Below are 16,777 nucleotides of genomic sequence, written 5' to 3' on the forward strand. Positions count from 1 at the left end.
AAAGAGTTCTATTCAATATGGCTCTTTTTATAGATAGAAAGGAGTAAGCGATAAATGAAAGAAGTTATTGGATGTCCACAGTGTGAAGGGGATATTACTGTACAACATATTATTGATCTCCCACATCCTTTTTCATTAAGGTGTCCACATTGTAAGGTGAAGTTGAAAGAAATAAGGGTAACGTCATGTTTAATATTAGCGATGATTTGTATAATTCCATTGTTTATTATTATTATTGGAGAGAGTATTAAGGAATTACTAGTAAAATATTTTTCTATTGTAGACAATGTACCAACTGTACTTATTTTCTTTTTATTTTGTTATCCATTGTATTATTTCTATGAAAAATATAATGCTATATTGTTTATTAAATATGGTTTGCTGAAAGTTAAAAGTTGAATTGAATAGGAGATTATCATTATGCTTTGGAAAATATATTTAGTTATTGTAGCAATGTTAGCTATTATTTCGTTAGTAAGGGGTATGTTTCAAACACCAATTCAAAAGTTTGACTTTGTAGTATCTATTATTACGTGGATAGGGCTCTTTGGTTTTGTATTTGATATACAAATATTAACCTCGATTGTTTGGAAATGTATCTTCTTGTTTAGCGTCATTTGGACTTTAACTGCAGTTTTTGTTTTTCGTTTATATGAAGAGCGAGATGAGCCATTACCTTTTATATTTAAATTAATTGGAATTATTCCAACGCTTCCATTATATTACGGATTATATCAATATGCATTTTAAAAAAGACAACGATGGATTATCCCATCATTGTCTTTTTTACTTTGCTTCTTACATAAATCATCCCAGCAAATGTTAATAAAAATGCTGTCCCGATAATGAAGCTGATGCTAGGTGATGCTCCGATTGCGCCGACTGTAAAGGAGCCAGCAACAACTCCTAATGAGAAGAAGGCATAAAATAATCCGAATGCCTTTCCGCGATTATCGTCTGTAGTATTTTCAACGAGTAAAGCGTTAATAGACGGAAAGAGGATTGCGAATCCAATTCCATAAATCATCATTACAATAAAGAGCATACCTTTTGTAGCAAATAATCCGAGTAAAGATAATGCGAATGCCATAACTGCAATCCCGATTAGCATTAGTTTCGAACGATTAAATCGATCGTAAATACGATTTGTTGGAAGCAAGAAGAAGAGGATAGCAGTAATACCAAATACACTTAACATCATGCCTGTTGTAGATGCTTTAAGCGCTAATGCCTCAACTTTTACTGGTAACATATAAGTGACAATTCCTTGTGAAAACATTAATGTGAAAGCACCAATATATGCTTGTAATAACGGTTCTGATTTTAACAGTTCAATCATATCTTCTTTGTTCATCATTTGCGTTCTTGATGTATCTTTTCTTGATACGTTATTTGGTAAGAAGAATAGAGATACGATTGTACCAAGAGCCATTAAAATAGAAATAGTAATGAAGACCCATTCTACGCCAGCTGTTGCTTTCATAATACCGCTGAAAGCAGGTCCTACGATTGCCGCTGTTCCAACAGCAGCACCAGATAGAGCCATTGCTTTTCCTTGTCTTTTTGCATTTGTTTGTTTTGATAAAAATGTAAAGGCAGCAGGAATTAAAAAGCCATCACTAAATCCATGCATAAAGCGCACAACTAATAGTTGTTCACCACTTTGAACAACGGTGTATAACAAGACTATGAAACTCGTAATTCCCATGCTTATATAAAGGATTTTTTTTGCACCAAATTTATCGACAGCGGCTCCAGCAATAATATTACCAATCATATTAGCGAATGAGTACATACCGACAACTAGCCCGATAATAAGAGGAGTTCCTCCAAGGCTTTGAGCGAAAGTACTCATAATAGGTAATTGTGAAAATGTATCTAAAAATGCCACGATAACGATAAAGTAAATAAAATATTTCAAGCGATATTCACCTCTCCAATGCTATTATGGCACAATGCTAATTTCACCTGCAATGAAATTGAATTAACAGATGTGGAAAAAAGTACAAAGTGACAAAATATTGAACGTTATTTGTAAAAAATTAGTAGGGATGTGATTGTTTTTTTGAAATATATGGATAGAAGTATTATAATAGATTTGTAAACTTCACCAGGTTAAGTATATACATAGAGAGGGATGTATAAAATGAAAGCACTACTTTGGCATAATCAACGTGATGTACGAGTAGAAGAAGTACCAGAACCAACAGTAAAACCAGGAACAGTGAAAATCAAAGTTAAATGGTGTGGTATTTGTGGGACAGACTTGCATGAATATTTAGCAGGGCCTATTTTTATTCCAACAGAAGAACATCCATTAACACATGTGAAAGCACCTGTTATTTTAGGTCATGAGTTTAGTGGTGAGGTAATAGAGATTGGTGAAGGAGTTACATCTCATAAAGTGGGAGACCGTGTTGTTGTAGAACCAATTTATTCTTGTGGTAAATGTGAAGCTTGTAAACATGGACATTACAATGTTTGTGAACAACTTGTTTTCCACGGTCTTGGCGGAGAAGGCGGCGGTTTCTCTGAATATACAGTAGTACCAGAAGATATGGTTCATCACATTCCAGATGAAATGACGTATGAACAAGGTGCGCTTGTAGAACCAGCAGCAGTAGCAGTTCATGCAGTACGTCAAAGTAAATTAAAAGAAGGGGAAGCTGTAGCAGTATTTGGTTGCGGTCCAATTGGACTTCTTGTTATCCAAGCAGCTAAAGCAGCAGGAGCAACTCCTGTTATTGCAGTTGAGCTTTCTAAAGAACGTCAAGAGTTAGCGAAATTAGCAGGTGCAGATTATGTATTAAATCCAGCAACTCAAGATGTGCTAGCTGAAATTCGTAACTTAACAAATGGTTTAGGTGTAAATGTTAGCTTTGAAGTAACAGGTGTTGAAGTTGTATTACGCCAAGCGATTGAAAGTACAAGCTTCGAAGGACAAACTGTAATTGTTAGTGTATGGGAAAAAGACGCAACAATTACTCCGAATAATTTAGTATTAAAAGAAAAAGAAGTTATTGGTATTTTAGGATACCGTCACATCTTCCCAGCTGTTATTAAATTAATTAGCTCTGGTCAAATTCAAGCAGAGAAATTAATTACGAAAAAAATTACAGTGGATCAAGTTGTTGAAGAAGGATTTGAAGCACTTGTAAAAGATAAAACACAAGTGAAAATTCTTGTTTCACCTAAATAAGATAGAATCGAAAAGAGTAGCCCTTTTCTAGAAATAGAAGAGGGCTACTTTTTTTCTATACTGAAAGGTGATAGACTTTCCTGTAACTAAAGGTATTTTGTTTGGAAGGGGAAGTCTAATGCTTTCATTTATATTGACATTGAAACGGATGCTAAAAGCTTGTTTGCGAGCATGGAAAGATAAAGAATTTCAAGTGTTATTCGTATTAACAATTTTGACATTAATATCTGGTACAATCTTTTATAGTACAGTGGAGGGGTTACGTCCTCTGGATGCTTTATATTTTAGCGTTGTGACGCTGACTACTGTCGGTGATGGGCAATTTAGTCCCCAAACTGACTTCGGAAAGATATTTACGATATTATACATATTTATAGGGATCGGATTAGTGTTTGGATTTATACATAAGTTGGCAGTTAATGTACAATTGCCAAGTATATTATCGAATAGAAAAAAAGAGTAAAGCATGTGGGTGCTTTACTCTTTTTTTACATTAGTTTAGACAAGCCTTAATAATAGTTTATTAAAATGAAAGTGTATTCATTCATTATATTCACTGTGTATAAAGTTATAATGATATGAACATTTGCATATTTTGATTTAGTGATAGAATTTTCATGAAAGGTGGGATATTCTAGTCATAGGTTAACCAGATGACATCATAGGATCCTAACAAAATGTTTACAATAATTCAATTATAAAATGGAGGATTTTATATGAAAAAGAAAGTACTTGCTTTAGCGGCAGCTATTACATTAGTTGCTCCATTACAAAGTGTTGCATTTGCTCATGAAAATGATGGGGGACAGAGATTTGGAGTTATTCCGCGCTGGTCTGCTGAAGATAAACATAAAGAAGGCGTGAATTCTCATTTATGGATTGTAAATCGTGCAATTGATATTATGTCTCGTAATACAACACTTGTAAAACAAGATCGAGTTGCACTATTAAATGAATGGCGTACTGAGTTAGAGAACGGTATTTATGCTGCTGACTATGAAAATCCTTATTATGATAATAGCACATTTGCTTCACATTTCTATGACCCTGACAATGGGAAAACTTATATTCCGTATGCAAAGCAGGCAAAGGAAACTGGAGCTAAATATTTTAAATTAGCTGGTGAGTCTTACAAAAATAAAGATATGAAACAAGCATTCTTCTATTTAGGATTATCTCTTCATTATTTAGGTGATGTAAACCAACCGATGCATGCGGCAAACTTTACGAATCTTTCGTATCCACAAGGATTCCATTCTAAATATGAAAACTTTGTAGATACGATAAAAGATAATTATAAAGTAACGGATGGAAATGGGTATTGGAACTGGAAAGGTACGAATCCAGAAGATTGGATTCATGGAGCGGCAGTAGTTGCGAAGCAAGATTATGCTGGCATTGTAAATGATAATACGAAAGATTGGTTCGTAAGAGCAGCTGTATCACAAGAATATGCAGATAAATGGCGCGCTGAAGTTACACCAATGACAGGTAAGCGTTTAATGGATGCACAACGTGTTACTGCTGGATATATTCAGCTTTGGTTTGATACGTACGGAAATCGTTAAGTATTTGAAGAAGGTCAAATCTCAGAATAGAGTATTTGGCCTTTTTATCACTATACAATACATGGAGGTATGAAACGTGAAAGGTAAATTGCTAAAAGGTGTACTTAGCTTAGGTGTTGGTTTAGGAGCTTTATATAGCGGAACGTCAGCTCAAGCAGAAGCATCTACAAATCAAAATGATACATTAAAAGTGATGACGCATAATGTATATATGCTATCAACAAACTTATATCCAAACTGGGGACAAACTGAGCGTGCTGATTTAATTGGGGCGGCAGATTATATAAAGAATCAAGATGTTGTTATATTAAATGAAGTGTTTGATAATAGCGCATCAGATCGTTTATTAGGTAATTTGAAGAAAGAATATCCAAATCAAACAGCAGTATTAGGTCGTAGTAGTGGAAGCGAATGGGATAAAACGTTAGGGAACTATTCATCTTCAACTCCTGAAGATGGTGGCGTTGCGATTGTCAGCAAATGGCCAATCGCTGAAAAGATTCAATATGTATTTGCAAAAGGATGCGGGCCAGATAATTTATCGAATAAAGGATTTGTATATACGAAAATTAAGAAAAATGATCGTTTCATTCACGTAATTGGGACGCATTTGCAGGCTGAAGATAGTATGTGCGGAAAAACTTCACCTGCATCTGTACGTACGAACCAATTAAAAGAAATTCAAGATTTTATTAAAAATAAAAATATACCAAATAATGAGTATGTGTTAATTGGTGGTGATATGAACGTAAATAAAATAAATGCAGAGAACAAGAATGATTCAGAGTATACATCTATGTTTAAAACATTGAACGCTTCTGTACCATCTTATACTGGACATACAGCGACTTGGGATGCAACGACAAACAGTATTGCAAAATATAATTTCCCTGATAGTCCTGCCGAGTATTTAGATTATATTATTGCAAGCAAAGACCATGCGAACCCATCGTATATAGAGAATAAGGTGTTACAGCCGAAATCTCCACAATGGACTGTTACATCATGGTTCCAAAAATATACGTATAATGATTACTCTGATCATTATCCAGTAGAGGCGACTATTTCTATGAAGTAGTTTCAAAAAGTTTCTTCGTAAAGAAGAAACTTTTTTTATTTGCAAACAGGAAAATCACACTTTCTTTCCAATATGTATAAGACATATTGAGAAGAGGAGAGAAAAATGTGGATCGAGGAATTTTTAAAGAAGTTCCATTACCGTGTGCATTTTTGGATGAAGTGGCTTTAGATAGAAATATTCAATCAATTATAGAGTTAAGTGGAAATAAGAAGATTCGTATAGCGAGTAAATCGTTACGTTCTGTTCCGATTATGCAAAAGATTTTAGCTGCAAATGATCGATTTCAAGGTATTATGTGCTTTTCACCTAGAGAGACTTTATTTTTAATAGAACAAGGATTTAATGATTTATTGCTTGGATATCCTGCTTATGATGAAAGAGCTTTGTATGAAATTAGTTTGCTAACAAAGAAAGGTTTCATTATAACTTGTATGGTGGATTGTGAAGAGCATATTGTGTATTTAGAAAAAATTGCTGAGAAATCTAAAGGATGTTTTCGTGTTTGTTTGGATATTGATATGAGTAGTCGTTTCTTTCAATTTCATTTTGGTGTACAAAGATCCCCAGTAAAAAATGTGCAGGATGCGTTGAAAGTAGTAGAAAAGGTGAGAAGGTCATCATATTTAATGTTAGATGGTGTGATGGGTTATGAAGCTCAAATTGCTGGGGTGGGAGACCATATACCGAATCAATGGCTGAAAAGTAAAGTGATTTCGTATTTAAAGCAGAAATCAGTGCTAGAAGTTAAAGAAAGAAGAGAATATATTGTAAAAGCAATACAAAAACTTGGTATTGAGCTAAGGTTTGTAAATGGAGGCGGAACAGGAAGCATAAAAACAACTGAGAAAGATAATTCAGTTTCAGAGATTACAATAGGTTCTGCTTTTTATTCTCCGAAGCTGTTTGATTATTATAAAGAGGTGAAATTTCATCCAGCGGTCGGATTTGCCTTACCAGTTGTGCGTAAACCAGTCCCGTTTATTTACACTTGCCTAGGTGGTGGATATATTGCTTCAGGAGCAGTTGGAAAAGATAAAGAGCCTGAAGTTTGGAGACCAAAGGGTGCAAAACTATTAGCTTTAGAAGGTGCTGGCGAGGTACAAACGCCAATATTTTATAACGGCGAGGAAAGAGTGGACATAGGAGAGTCCATTTTGTTTCGTCATAGTAAGGCTGGTGAATTATGTGAACGCTTTCCTTTTTTGTATCGTGTTAAACAAGGAGAGATTGTTGGGGAGTATTCAACATATCGGGGGGATGGCCAATGCTTTCTATAAAGGGACAAAGGTGGAGGAATTGGACAGGGAATGTAGAAGGGACGCCGCATTATACGATGTATCCAGAAAGTATACAAGATGTAGTAGAAGTAGTGGGGGTTGCACGAAAAAAGGGGCAGAAAATTCGTGTTGTTGGTTCAGGACACTCGTTTACACCCCTTGTGCAAACGGAAGAAGTTTTAGTTTCTTTAGATGAATTGAAGGGCATTGTGAATATTGATGAAGAGAAGATGGTCGCTGAAGTGTGGGCAGGAACAAAGTTATATGATTTAGGGAAGTTACTTGAGGAAAAAGGTTATGCGCAAGAAAATTTAGGAGATATTGATTCGCAATCTATTGCAGGAGCGATTAGTACGGGGACTCATGGAACGGGTATTACCTTTGGGAGCTTATCAACACAAGTTATAGAGATTACGGCAGTTTTATCTAATGGTGAGAGTATAGTTTGTTCGGAAGCTGAGAACGTAGAATATTGGAGAGCGTTTCAGTTGTCACTTGGAATGTTAGGTATCATTGTAAAGATAAAATTGAAGGTTATTCCAGCGTATTCACTCGTTTATGAAAGTGAAAAACAGTCATTATCTACTGTAATGAACAAACTAGAAGAGTATAAGAAGCATCGTCACTTTGAATTTTTCGTTTTTCCTTATTCTGATGAAGTACAAGTAAAACTTACGAACGAAACAACGAATACAGGCAGTGATTTGAAATGGCATAAACTAAAGGTGGAGTTACTTGAAAATAGGATGTTCTCTTTACTATCTAAAGGGTGTAAATGGTTTCCTTCTATAAGTAAAGGAGTGAGTCGATTATCAGCTAAGGCTGTACCAAACACAAAAATAATTGGCCCGAGCTATGAAGTATTTGCTACATCACGTACGGTACTATTTTATGAAATGGAGTATAGCATTCCTTCAAAGTATATGAGGACTGTGGTAGAAGAAATCTCAAATCTTATTGAAAAGAAAAAGTATAAGGTGCACTTCCCGATCGAATGCCGCTATGTGAAAGGTGATGATATATGGCTTAGTCCAGCCTATGGAAGAGATTCAGCGTATATCGCTGTTCATATGTATAAAGGTATGAAATATGCTGCTTACTTTGGCGAAGTGGAAAAAATTTTTATGAAGTATGAAGGGCGTCCGCATTGGGGGAAAATGCATACATTATCGTATGAGCAATTACAAGATATATATCCAGAGTTTCATTCGTTTTTACAGGCGAGGAAGTCTCTAGATGAACTTGGAATGTTTTTTAATCCTTATGCAGAAAAGTTATTTATCCCGCATTAACGGGCAGTAATACTCCCATCTCAAAATTCGGTGGGAGATAACCGCTCGTTTTGGGAGGGTTGATTAAAGTTTCACATTATGTATATGAAAAAGCTGACAAATAATTATTTGTCAGCTTTTTTTAGTGTAATTGCATTTCTTGTATGACTAATATGCTCATAAAATAGTAGTTTATCACGGCTAAATACATGCAGTAAAACATGAATAATAAACAGGCCGTTAATGATGAATAGGAATAACAATGTAACGAGTAATACTAAAGGTTCTGTATGATTTAACATAGAACTACTAGAAAGAATATAATTGATTCCGCCTAACGCAAAATAAAATATACCGTATCGAATAAATAGTTCTTTTAATGTAATACGATCTGATTTTCCTTTCAGGTGAATGCGAAGCAATGCTTTCCCAATTGTTTTTCCATTCGTAAAGTATGGAATAATAATAAAGTAAATAAGGATTGAACACGTAATGAAAATGAGTTCATACATATTGGTGTAAGATTGCATATTAGAAACGAAGAAAGAATTTCCTTTGTTTTTAATGACAGGTACAACGATAGATAAGAAAATCCAATCAATTTGCATCGCGATAAGGCGACGAATGAATCCGACTGGTTTCGTTTCTAAATTAATATGACTATCTAACTCGTTTGTTTTTGGAAGGAAGTACGTAAATATTGGTGCAATGATAAAACCAATTACGCCACCTAATGTATTTAAAAACAAATCATCGATATCAAATAATCGGTATGCACAATTGTATATACCGTATAATCCAGTCACTTGTGTTAGCTCGAAAAATAGTGAAAGGAAAAAGGAAATGTAAATTGTTTGTAGGAAACTACGTCGGAAATAATAACGTAAGTAAATACCGAATGGAACAGTTAATAGAACATTAAATGCAACTTGTAAAAAAGCAGACTCTTTTAATAAGTAGAAATAAGTAGCCGGTTTCGTTAAAACTGCCGATGTATGACTACTAATCTCTTGTATGAAATAAAATGGTGAGAGTTGCATGTGTTGTGTATTAGCCGATTGTAGGCTACAAGTATCAAACGTTTGTGGCAACGGCAAAATAACAAGAAAATAGGCATTTAATAAGTAAAGTAATAATGAGTATAAAATAAATGAGCGCCATTTATTTAAATAACCGTATTTTCGATAATTAAATATTAGAAAAGGGATTAAAAGAAACATTGCTAAAAAAGGAAATAAAATAAATGCTGTTTTTACTGGAAATAAATATGCAGTCAAAGTGAAACTCCTTTCAATAAAAATTCGTTTATCATTATAGCGCTAAAAATATTTAAATACAAAGTTAAAATCTTTCGAAATAGAAATAATTACTAATTTTATAGGAATTAAGTTATAATAAATTTAATATGAGGATATTATGATTATGTAAGTTGAGAGAGGGTACAAGAGATGCGATATGAACTTTTTTCTGTAAGTGGGGATCATATTACGACTTTTGAAAGTGCATGGCGTTTTCAGGAGGGAGAACAGATTTTTGTTCATGATGATCAAACAAAACGAAACTTTATTATTATTCGTCTGACGCATGATGTATTTCAACAAAATAAACATGTTATTCGTTTGTATTGTCAAGAAAAGAAAGTGTATGCATAAGAGAAGCCCTCTTACAGTATGAAAAGTAAGAGGGCTCTTTATCCCGCTATTTGTGGGAAGCACGATTGGTGAGGATTAAAGTTTCACTTTATCATTTTTCTCCTCGCAAGGAATAAAAAGAGAAGAGTTAATGCACATAGGTAGCATTTGATTTGGAAGAAAGGATATAGCCTTGTATTTTGTACTTCAAAGTTTCATGGCCTTTTCTTTGAGAAAGCCATGTATGGTAATCTTGTTGTGTTTTCCATAACATACGAAACATATATTCTGTCTTATCATTTGTACGATGAACATGTGAAAACTCTATGTTAATAAAACCGTTCGTTCCAGGGGAAGGATAATATTGTTTAAGCTCACAAAGTAGCTCACTTTCATATCCGTACTTAATGTGAATGAGTTTAGTAACTATAAGTATATAAACACCTCTTTTACGATAATAGTAGGAAAGATAGCTTTACTATAATAGTGAACTTAATAATTATTATAATATTCTGAAAATTATAAGTGAATGATAGGTTTTAACTTAATAAAGGTATAAAAAAGCGAGTCATCTAGTGTAATAGAATGACTCGCTTTCGATTTGTAAGTTTCACTTTATAAGAAAATAAGAGTAAGTACACCTACGATAATACAATAGAAAGAGAAATACTTTAAATTTCCTTTTGCCATAATGTTCATAAACCATTTTAGTGAAATATACGTCATGATAAATGTTGCGATGAATGCAACGACATATGGTACGAATAATGTGTCTAGATTTGGATCATTTGCAATGTCTGTAATGCTTAACAATAAGCCACCTAAGCTAACAGGAATGTATAGTAAGAATGAGAAGCGAAGAGCTGTTTCTTGCTTCATACCAAGTAACATTGCTGCTACGATTGTGGCACCAGATCGGCTTATTCCAGGAATCAGTGCGCAAGCTTGTGCTAATCCGACGATGATTGCATCTTTCATAGAAAGGTCGCCATCATTTTTACGACCGCGTAAATTTCTAATAATCCAAAGGCCGACAGCAGTAATAAGAAGGGAAATCCCAACCATCTTCACACCTTTTAAGTACTGATCGATGTAATCTTTAAATAAAACACCAATAACACCTGCTGGAATGGTTGCAATAACAAGATAAATAATAAAGAAGAAATCTGATTTCGCGTCTTCTGCTCTTGTAAATATATAAGAGAGACCATTCTTCGTCAGACGAATTAAATCATTTCTATAAATAAGTAATACAGCTAATAATGAAGCTGAATTAACAAGTAGTTCGAAGCTAAATCCTTCTATTTTTAGTCCTAGCAAATGTTGTGCTAAAACGAGGTGACCACTTGAAGAAATCGGAATTGGTTCTGTTAGTCCTTGGAACAGACCGAGAATTAAATATTTTAAAACGTAGTAAAATTGTTCCATAATAACCTCCTTGTTTATTAGTTGAAAGAAACAACTTTTCCATTATAACAAAGATATGGATGAATATTGAAAAGAAATAAATATTCGAAATAAAATAAAAATCCCTTATAGCAGTATAAGGGATTTTTATTTTTAATTAAGAAGTTACTGTTCCTTGAAGACTTTTAGACAATTGAACATCGACTTTTTCAGCATCATGAATATGATTCATAATAGTAGTATTTAATTTTTGGAACATTTGTTGTGTATTAGCGAATTCTCGTAATATGTCATCATTACAAGACTTTTGGTTTTCAATAGCCTTAATAACATTTGTAGCGCCATTTTGTAACGTTTGAATCATAACTAAAATATTTTCAATTCTAGCGTTTGTATCGGCGCTCATTTCTACACCTTCATCGACTAAATGTAAATTATCTTTTGTATTATCGTATGCTTTTTCAATTTCTTCTTGAATTTTTTTCGTTAAGTTGCCGATGTTTTTTGTGCTTTCTGCTGTACTTTCCGCTAGTTTTCTTACTTCATTGGCAACGACAGCGAATCCTTTACCGTGCTCTCCAGCACGTGCGGCTTCAATACTCGCATTTAAGGCAAGTAAATTTGTTTGTGCTGCAATGTTTTGAATGACTTCTACAATTTGCTCGATTTCCTTTGAGCGTTCGCTTAGATGATTCATACTATTAGACGTGCGTTGAGATTGTTCACCTAATTTATTAATTACAATAAGTAAGCGGTGAACGGATTCTTTTCCTTCATTAGAGCAGTCAATAATTTCTGCAATAGACTGAATTAAGCTTTGTTCCTTTTGCAACATTTCATTATTTAACTCATTGGAATGTGTCGTACGTGTTGAAACATTTTCGAAACATGAACTTAATTGTTGAACTAAATTTTGGAGTGTATTGTGTTGGTTATTTACAAGTTGATGCTCTTGTACAACGCTTTGTACACGATCGTGGATAGTCGAAATAGTCTCTTGTTTTTCAATATCTTTTTGTTTCAATTCTGCTTCTAATTCTTGTATACGCTCTTCTAATTGAGCAATTGTATGTTGGAGTGATTTCTTTTGAGTAAACATGTATTTATTTCAACCGCCTTCGAAAGTTATATTTTCTCTATATTTGGATTTTAGCATCTTTTGTATTTTTTAAATATAGGAATTGTTAAATATTTAAGAATCTATTACATTTTATTCATAATTCTCTTTTTTTTGTCACGAAAAATAAACTGTATTTAATCGTTTTGTAAACAAACTGTAAAATAAATCATGTATAACTGTATAAGAAGGGAGTCGGATTATGAACTATTTTAAGCGAATCAGCTGTCTAGTATTAGCAGGAATTATCGGTCTTTCTAGTACAGTCGCTGTTAAAGCAGAGTCAAACGACGAGAAACTTAACAACATGCAACAGCAATTGCAACAAAACGATGCAGAAATGCAAAAGAAAGAGCAAGAGAAGCAAGCTGTTAGTAAAGAAATTAAAGGTATTGAAAACGAACTACATAATTTAAATAATACAATTGCAAAAAATAAAGAGGATCAAGCTGCTATTCAACGTAAAATCGATGAAACACATAAGCAGATTGAACAAAAAAAGGAAGAAATTGTCGTTTTAGAGGATAAAGTCCTTGCTCGTAAAGACATTATGAGAAAACGTATGGTTTCTGTTCAAAACAGTTCAAATACAAGTTTAGTAGTAGAAGTTGTAGTAGAGTCAAAAAACTTTGCAGACTTCTTACAACGTATGAACGCAGTTTCTACTATTCTAGAAGCTGATAAAGAAATTTTACGTCTACAAGAACAAGATCTTCGTCAAATTGAAGAAGATAAGAAAACAATTGACGAAAAAGAAGCATCTTTAGTAGTAGACAAACAAAAATTAGCAAAAGCGCAAGCTGAACTGCAAGATAACTTGAAAAAACGTCAAGATAACTTACAAACAGTTCAAGCTAAATATAATGAGGTTGCAAGTCAGCTTAATTTAGCAGCGGAAGAGAAAGCTAAAATTGAATCAAATATGAAGGCAGTACAAGAAACAATTGCTCGTGAACAAGAAGCAGCAAGAATCGCAGCGGAAGAGCGTGCAAAAGCAGAAGCGGCTGCAAAGGCTGAGCAAGAAGCTTTAGCGAAAGCACAAGCAGAAATTGCTGAAAAGCAAAAGCAAGAAAAAGCTAGTAAACCGGCAGAACCAGTTGCTAATAATAATTCGAAGGTAGAACCTGCACAACCTTCTAAGCCAACTGCTGGTGGGAAAGAAATTTATGTAGAAGCTACAGCTTATACAGCTGATCCAGCGGAAAATGGTTATGCGTCAGGTCAACAAGTATTTTCTGCATGGGGACCAGGTGGTAAAGGTTATAATCTAACTGCAAACCCAGGAATGAAATTAATTGCTGTAGATCCAAGTGTTATTCCATTAGGCAAAACTGTAAATGTTGAAGGTTATGGAGTCGCAATTGCAGCAGATACTGGTGGAGCGATTAAAGGTAACAGAATTGATGTGTTAATGCCTGATAAAGGGTCTTCTAGTCAATGGGGAAGAAAAATCGTTAAAGTTACAATTTTAAACTAAAACGTAATCCAACTTTACAATACGTAGAGTTGGATTTTTTACAATATTAATGTTAAGTTAAGTTTACATTTTGTTAAGGATAGCATACAATAATGGTGAGAGGTGGTAAATTTGACCATTTTAAACAGAGTAAAAGAATTAAGAGCTCGTTTTAATTTTTCACAAAGTGTATTAGCAGAAAAGGTTGGAGTGACGAGACAAACAGTTGCTGCAATTGAAAAAGGGGATTACGTTCCTTCATTGTTACTAGCATTGATGATTTGTGATGTATTCCAGTTAAAGATGGAAGACGTGTTTGTTTTAAATAAGGAGGGGGAAGAGGATGAGTAGAATTGGTTTTTCTTATATTATAAATGTACTCTATACTGCACTAGCATGCTGGACATTTGTTGAATTTTATAGTGTTATTACAGAGTTAGCAGACATATTTAAAAACGAGAAATTCCCGTTTGAAGTAGCGGTTAATGGAGTACCATTTATTTTATTATTTATTGGAGCTATTATAGTTACAATTTTTTATAGAATTCAAAAGAAAAAATATAAGAATTTATCTTTTTGGATGTATCCATTATTATTTCCACTAGAAGATGAACGTGAAAAAGCGATTACGGATAAAGCTTGTCGAACAACATTTGTATCGTTATGGTTTGTGTTACCTTGTGCAGTTGGATTTTTAACTTTTTCGCCTATTATTAATGAATATCTTCCTGGATACCCATTATATATTCTATTTTCTATTTTCTTTATTCAAATGACAGTATTTCACGTATCATTATACAGAAATAAATTAGCTTAAAAAGAAACCTTCTTGCACCGGCAAGAAGGTTTCTTTTCAGCTAATACTTGTACATATGGCGATATTATTTTATCATTTTATATAGAGTAAGATTTTGTAAGGGAAAGGAATTGTATATGAATAAGCAAAGAATTTATAGTATAGTAGCAATCCTGCTATTTGTTGTAGGTGGGGTGTTAATTGGAAAGCCATTTTATGATGGATATCAGGCTGAAAAGAAACAGACTGAAAATGTGCAGGCTGTTCAAAAGATGGATTATGAAAAGCATGAGACGGAATTTGTAGATGCTTCCAAAATTAATCAACCAGACTTGACGGAAGTAGCGAATGCATCATTAGATAAGAAACAAGTAATTGGTCGTATTTCGATTCCAAGTGTTTCAGTAGAACTGCCTGTTTTGAAAGCTTCTACTGAAAAAAACTTATTAACAGGTGCAGCGACAGTAAAAGAGAATCAAGTTATGGGAAAAGGAAATTACGCACTAGCAGGACATAACATGTCTAAAAAAGGTGTTTTATTTAGTGATATAGCTTCTTTGAAAAAAGGCGATAAAATTTATTTGTATGACAATGAAAATGAATATGAGTATGCGGTTACTGGTGTATCTGAAGTAACTCCTGATAAGTGGGAAGTTGTGGAGGATCATGGGAAAGATGAGATAACGCTTATTACATGTGTATCTGTAAAGGATAATTCTAAGCGTTATGTTGTTGCTGGTGATTTAGTAGGAACGAAGGCGAAGAAGTAAAAAAGAAGGTGAACTCTTTAAAGAGTTCACCTTCTTTTTTACTAATGTTGAGAAAAAATAGAATGTTTTGGTTTGTATTTAAGTATTCTTCTATTTATGTATAATAAAGTTATAATTCTATATTTTGGGAGGAACAAGAGTGAGACAACAGGTGAAGAAACTTCTTTTAACAACGAGTATAGCGTTATTGGTAGCTCCAATTTCAGCTTATGCGCATCCAGGGCGTACAGATGCTAATGGCGGACATACGTGTCGTACAAATTGTGAGAAATGGGGATTACAGTACGGGGAATATCATTATCACAATAAACCAGCTTCTAGTAGTGGTGCAACGAGCCCAGCTCCTAGCCAGAATAATAATAGTGCTGTAGAAGCTGAGAGACAAGCAGAAGCACAGCGTAAAGCTGAAGAAGAGAGACAACGTGTAGCCGAAGAACAAAGAAAAGCTGAAGAGGCACGTAAGCAAGAGGAAGCGCAGCGCCAAGCTGATATGGAAAAAGGTCAACTTGAAGGTCAAAAGAATGGAGAAACTGATTTTAAAGCAGGAAAAAATGATGCAGAAGTGCATGTAGCTGGAAAATCTGATGCATATAAACAAGCGTTTAAAGCGACTTATGCAGCCGCATGGTCTTTAGAAGAGCAGAAGAAAACGCATTTTGAAAAAGGAAAAGAACAAGGTTTAGCACAAGAGACGATGGACGATAGTCAAGTTGCTCCAGAGTTTAAGGTAAACTTTGTAGACGGGTTCAAAGTAGGGAATAAAGAAAGAACAGAAAAAATTGAAAAAGAACAAGCTGAATTAGGAGAAAAGACAGGGAAAGAACTAGCTGAAAAGAATCCTGGAAATAGAGAGAAAGAAGTATACGTGAAGGCATATGAAACAGCGTATGAAAAAGGCTATAAGTCTACAAAAAAGGCAGTAGAAAAGGCTGGCTATAAGTATGCATTTGAAAACTATAATTTAAAAGTTCCTGCTAAGTATGAAAGAAATGAATTGTTAAAGAAATGGTTTACTGAAGGGTTTAAATTGAATAAAAAAGCAGCAGAAATTCGAGAAGAAGGGTATAAAAAGGGAGACAGCTGGTTCTCATTCTTCTATAAGAGTTTCGTACCAAGTGAATATAAAGAACATAAAGAGCTGTACGAACAAGCAATAGAAAAAGGTAAAACGGCATAAAAAAAGATGAGGAGAAATTCCTCATCT

At 34.0% G+C, this 16,777-nt stretch carries 18 protein-coding genes and 1 pseudogene; 14 read left to right on the top strand and 5 right to left on the bottom strand.

The window, feature by feature from the left end; translation table 11 throughout:
• Positions 1–54: 54 nt before the first annotated feature.
• Positions 55–399: a hypothetical protein gene (locus BCG9842_RS03255; protein WP_000665763.1), complete on the top strand. Its 345-nt coding sequence runs from the start codon at positions 55–57 to the stop codon at positions 397–399.
• A gap of 21 nt (positions 400–420) precedes the next feature.
• A complete protein-coding gene (locus BCG9842_RS03260) occupies positions 421–750 on the top strand; it encodes a hypothetical protein (protein ID WP_000964465.1) in 330 nt (109 codons plus the stop codon).
• A gap of 16 nt (positions 751–766) precedes the next feature.
• Here BCG9842_RS03260 and BCG9842_RS03265 read toward each other — a convergent pair whose 3' ends face one another.
• Positions 767–1,921 (bottom strand): MFS transporter, encoded by a 1,155-nt coding sequence (locus tag BCG9842_RS03265; protein WP_000873268.1) that lies wholly within the window; start codon positions 1,919–1,921, stop codon positions 767–769.
• Positions 1,922–2,146: 225 nt separating this feature from the next.
• Between BCG9842_RS03265 and bdhA the strand changes: the two genes are divergently transcribed.
• From bdhA to BCG9842_RS03295, 6 genes are all read left to right on the top strand, one after another.
• Positions 2,147–3,199, top strand: a complete 1,053-nt coding sequence (gene bdhA / locus BCG9842_RS03270; RefSeq protein ID WP_000645827.1) for a (R,R)-butanediol dehydrogenase — start codon at positions 2,147–2,149, stop codon at positions 3,197–3,199.
• A gap of 118 nt (positions 3,200–3,317) precedes the next feature.
• Positions 3,318–3,662, top strand: a complete 345-nt coding sequence (locus BCG9842_RS03275) for a potassium channel family protein (RefSeq protein ID WP_000948035.1) — start codon at positions 3,318–3,320, stop codon at positions 3,660–3,662.
• Positions 3,663–3,915: 253 nt separating this feature from the next.
• Complete coding sequence (gene cerA / locus BCG9842_RS03280; protein ID WP_000730997.1) at positions 3,916–4,767, top strand: phospholipase CerA; 852 nt, start codon at positions 3,916–3,918, stop codon at positions 4,765–4,767.
• A 76-nt stretch (positions 4,768–4,843) separates the two neighbouring features.
• A complete protein-coding gene (gene sph, locus BCG9842_RS03285) occupies positions 4,844–5,845 on the top strand; it encodes a sphingomyelinase C (protein ID WP_000676793.1) in 1,002 nt (333 codons plus the stop codon).
• A 107-nt stretch (positions 5,846–5,952) separates the two neighbouring features.
• Complete coding sequence (locus BCG9842_RS03290; RefSeq protein WP_000373749.1) at positions 5,953–7,125, top strand: amino acid deaminase/aldolase; 1,173 nt, start codon at positions 5,953–5,955, stop codon at positions 7,123–7,125.
• Positions 7,113–8,417, top strand: coding sequence for a D-arabinono-1,4-lactone oxidase (locus tag BCG9842_RS03295; RefSeq protein ID WP_000948962.1), 1,305 nt, complete (start codon positions 7,113–7,115; stop codon positions 8,415–8,417). The genes BCG9842_RS03290 and BCG9842_RS03295 overlap by 13 nt, the downstream gene beginning before the upstream one ends.
• Positions 8,418–8,521: 104 nt before the next feature.
• Here the strand turns inward: BCG9842_RS03295 and BCG9842_RS03300 are convergent, their stop codons facing one another.
• Positions 8,522–9,673 (bottom strand): VanZ family protein, encoded by a 1,152-nt coding sequence (locus tag BCG9842_RS03300; protein WP_000128031.1) that lies wholly within the window; start codon positions 9,671–9,673, stop codon positions 8,522–8,524.
• Between the two features lie 171 nt (positions 9,674–9,844).
• Here BCG9842_RS03300 and BCG9842_RS03305 point away from each other — a divergent pair, with 171 nt between their 5' ends.
• Positions 9,845–10,048, top strand: a complete 204-nt coding sequence (locus BCG9842_RS03305) for a hypothetical protein (RefSeq protein ID WP_001268332.1) — start codon at positions 9,845–9,847, stop codon at positions 10,046–10,048.
• Positions 10,049–10,175: 127 nt separating this feature from the next.
• Here BCG9842_RS03305 and BCG9842_RS29160 read toward each other — a convergent pair whose 3' ends face one another.
• From BCG9842_RS29160 to BCG9842_RS31980, 3 genes and pseudogenes are all read right to left on the bottom strand, one after another.
• A complete protein-coding gene (locus BCG9842_RS29160) occupies positions 10,176–10,463 on the bottom strand; it encodes a hypothetical protein (RefSeq protein ID WP_043333453.1) in 288 nt (95 codons plus the stop codon).
• 179 nt (positions 10,464–10,642) lie between these two features.
• Positions 10,643–11,455 carry an undecaprenyl-diphosphate phosphatase gene (locus BCG9842_RS03310; RefSeq protein WP_000434794.1) on the bottom strand — a complete coding sequence of 271 codons (813 nt, stop codon included), beginning with the start codon at positions 11,453–11,455 and terminating at the stop codon, positions 10,643–10,645.
• Positions 11,456–11,591: 136 nt separating this feature from the next.
• A pseudogene (locus tag BCG9842_RS31980) lies at positions 11,592–12,122 on the bottom strand (methyl-accepting chemotaxis protein); the annotation flags it as partial.
• A 631-nt stretch (positions 12,123–12,753) separates the two neighbouring features.
• Between BCG9842_RS31980 and BCG9842_RS03320 the strand changes: the two are divergent.
• The 5 genes from BCG9842_RS03320 (at position 12,754) to BCG9842_RS03340 (ending at position 16,750) form a co-directional block, all read left to right on the top strand.
• On the top strand, positions 12,754–14,028 hold the full coding sequence (locus tag BCG9842_RS03320; protein ID WP_001105781.1) for a 3D domain-containing protein: 1,275 nt from the start codon (positions 12,754–12,756) through the stop codon (positions 14,026–14,028).
• Between the two features lie 111 nt (positions 14,029–14,139).
• Complete coding sequence (locus tag BCG9842_RS03325; RefSeq protein WP_000154017.1) at positions 14,140–14,358, top strand: helix-turn-helix transcriptional regulator; 219 nt, start codon at positions 14,140–14,142, stop codon at positions 14,356–14,358.
• Positions 14,351–14,824: a hypothetical protein gene (locus BCG9842_RS03330; protein ID WP_000086544.1), complete on the top strand. Its 474-nt coding sequence runs from the start codon at positions 14,351–14,353 to the stop codon at positions 14,822–14,824. The genes BCG9842_RS03325 and BCG9842_RS03330 overlap by 8 nt, the downstream gene beginning before the upstream one ends.
• A 116-nt stretch (positions 14,825–14,940) precedes the next feature.
• Complete coding sequence (locus BCG9842_RS03335) at positions 14,941–15,573, top strand: class A sortase (protein ID WP_001041733.1); 633 nt, start codon at positions 14,941–14,943, stop codon at positions 15,571–15,573.
• 139 nt (positions 15,574–15,712) lie between these two features.
• A complete protein-coding gene (locus BCG9842_RS03340; protein ID WP_001249807.1) occupies positions 15,713–16,750 on the top strand; it encodes a YHYH domain-containing protein in 1,038 nt (345 codons plus the stop codon).
• The last annotated feature ends 27 nt before the right edge of the window (positions 16,751–16,777 follow it).

The organism is Bacillus cereus G9842, from assembly GCF_000021305.1.
Classification (GTDB): domain Bacteria; phylum Bacillota; class Bacilli; order Bacillales; family Bacillaceae_G; genus Bacillus_A; species Bacillus_A thuringiensis_S.

Bases quoted from the DNA above. Each gene is read 5' to 3' on its own strand.
- BCG9842_RS03255 (WP_000665763.1), top strand. From the start codon at position 55: ATGAAAGAAGTTATTGGATGTCCACAGTGTGAAGGGGATATTACTGTA.
- BCG9842_RS03260 (WP_000964465.1), top strand. From the start codon at position 421: ATGCTTTGGAAAATATATTTAGTTATTGTAGCAATGTTAGCTATTATT.
- bdhA (WP_000645827.1), top strand. From the start codon at position 2,147: ATGAAAGCACTACTTTGGCATAATCAACGTGATGTACGAGTAGAAGAA.
- BCG9842_RS03275 (WP_000948035.1), top strand. From the start codon at position 3,318: ATGCTTTCATTTATATTGACATTGAAACGGATGCTAAAAGCTTGTTTG.
- cerA (WP_000730997.1), top strand. From the start codon at position 3,916: ATGAAAAAGAAAGTACTTGCTTTAGCGGCAGCTATTACATTAGTTGCT.
- BCG9842_RS03295 (WP_000948962.1), top strand. From the start codon at position 7,113: ATGCTTTCTATAAAGGGACAAAGGTGGAGGAATTGGACAGGGAATGTA.
- BCG9842_RS03305 (WP_001268332.1), top strand. From the start codon at position 9,845: ATGCGATATGAACTTTTTTCTGTAAGTGGGGATCATATTACGACTTTT.
- BCG9842_RS03310 (WP_000434794.1), bottom strand. From the start codon at position 11,455: ATGGAACAATTTTACTACGTTTTAAAATATTTAATTCTCGGTCTGTTC.
- BCG9842_RS03320 (WP_001105781.1), top strand. From the start codon at position 12,754: ATGAACTATTTTAAGCGAATCAGCTGTCTAGTATTAGCAGGAATTATC.
- BCG9842_RS03330 (WP_000086544.1), top strand. From the start codon at position 14,351: ATGAGTAGAATTGGTTTTTCTTATATTATAAATGTACTCTATACTGCA.
- BCG9842_RS03335 (WP_001041733.1), top strand. From the start codon at position 14,941: ATGAATAAGCAAAGAATTTATAGTATAGTAGCAATCCTGCTATTTGTT.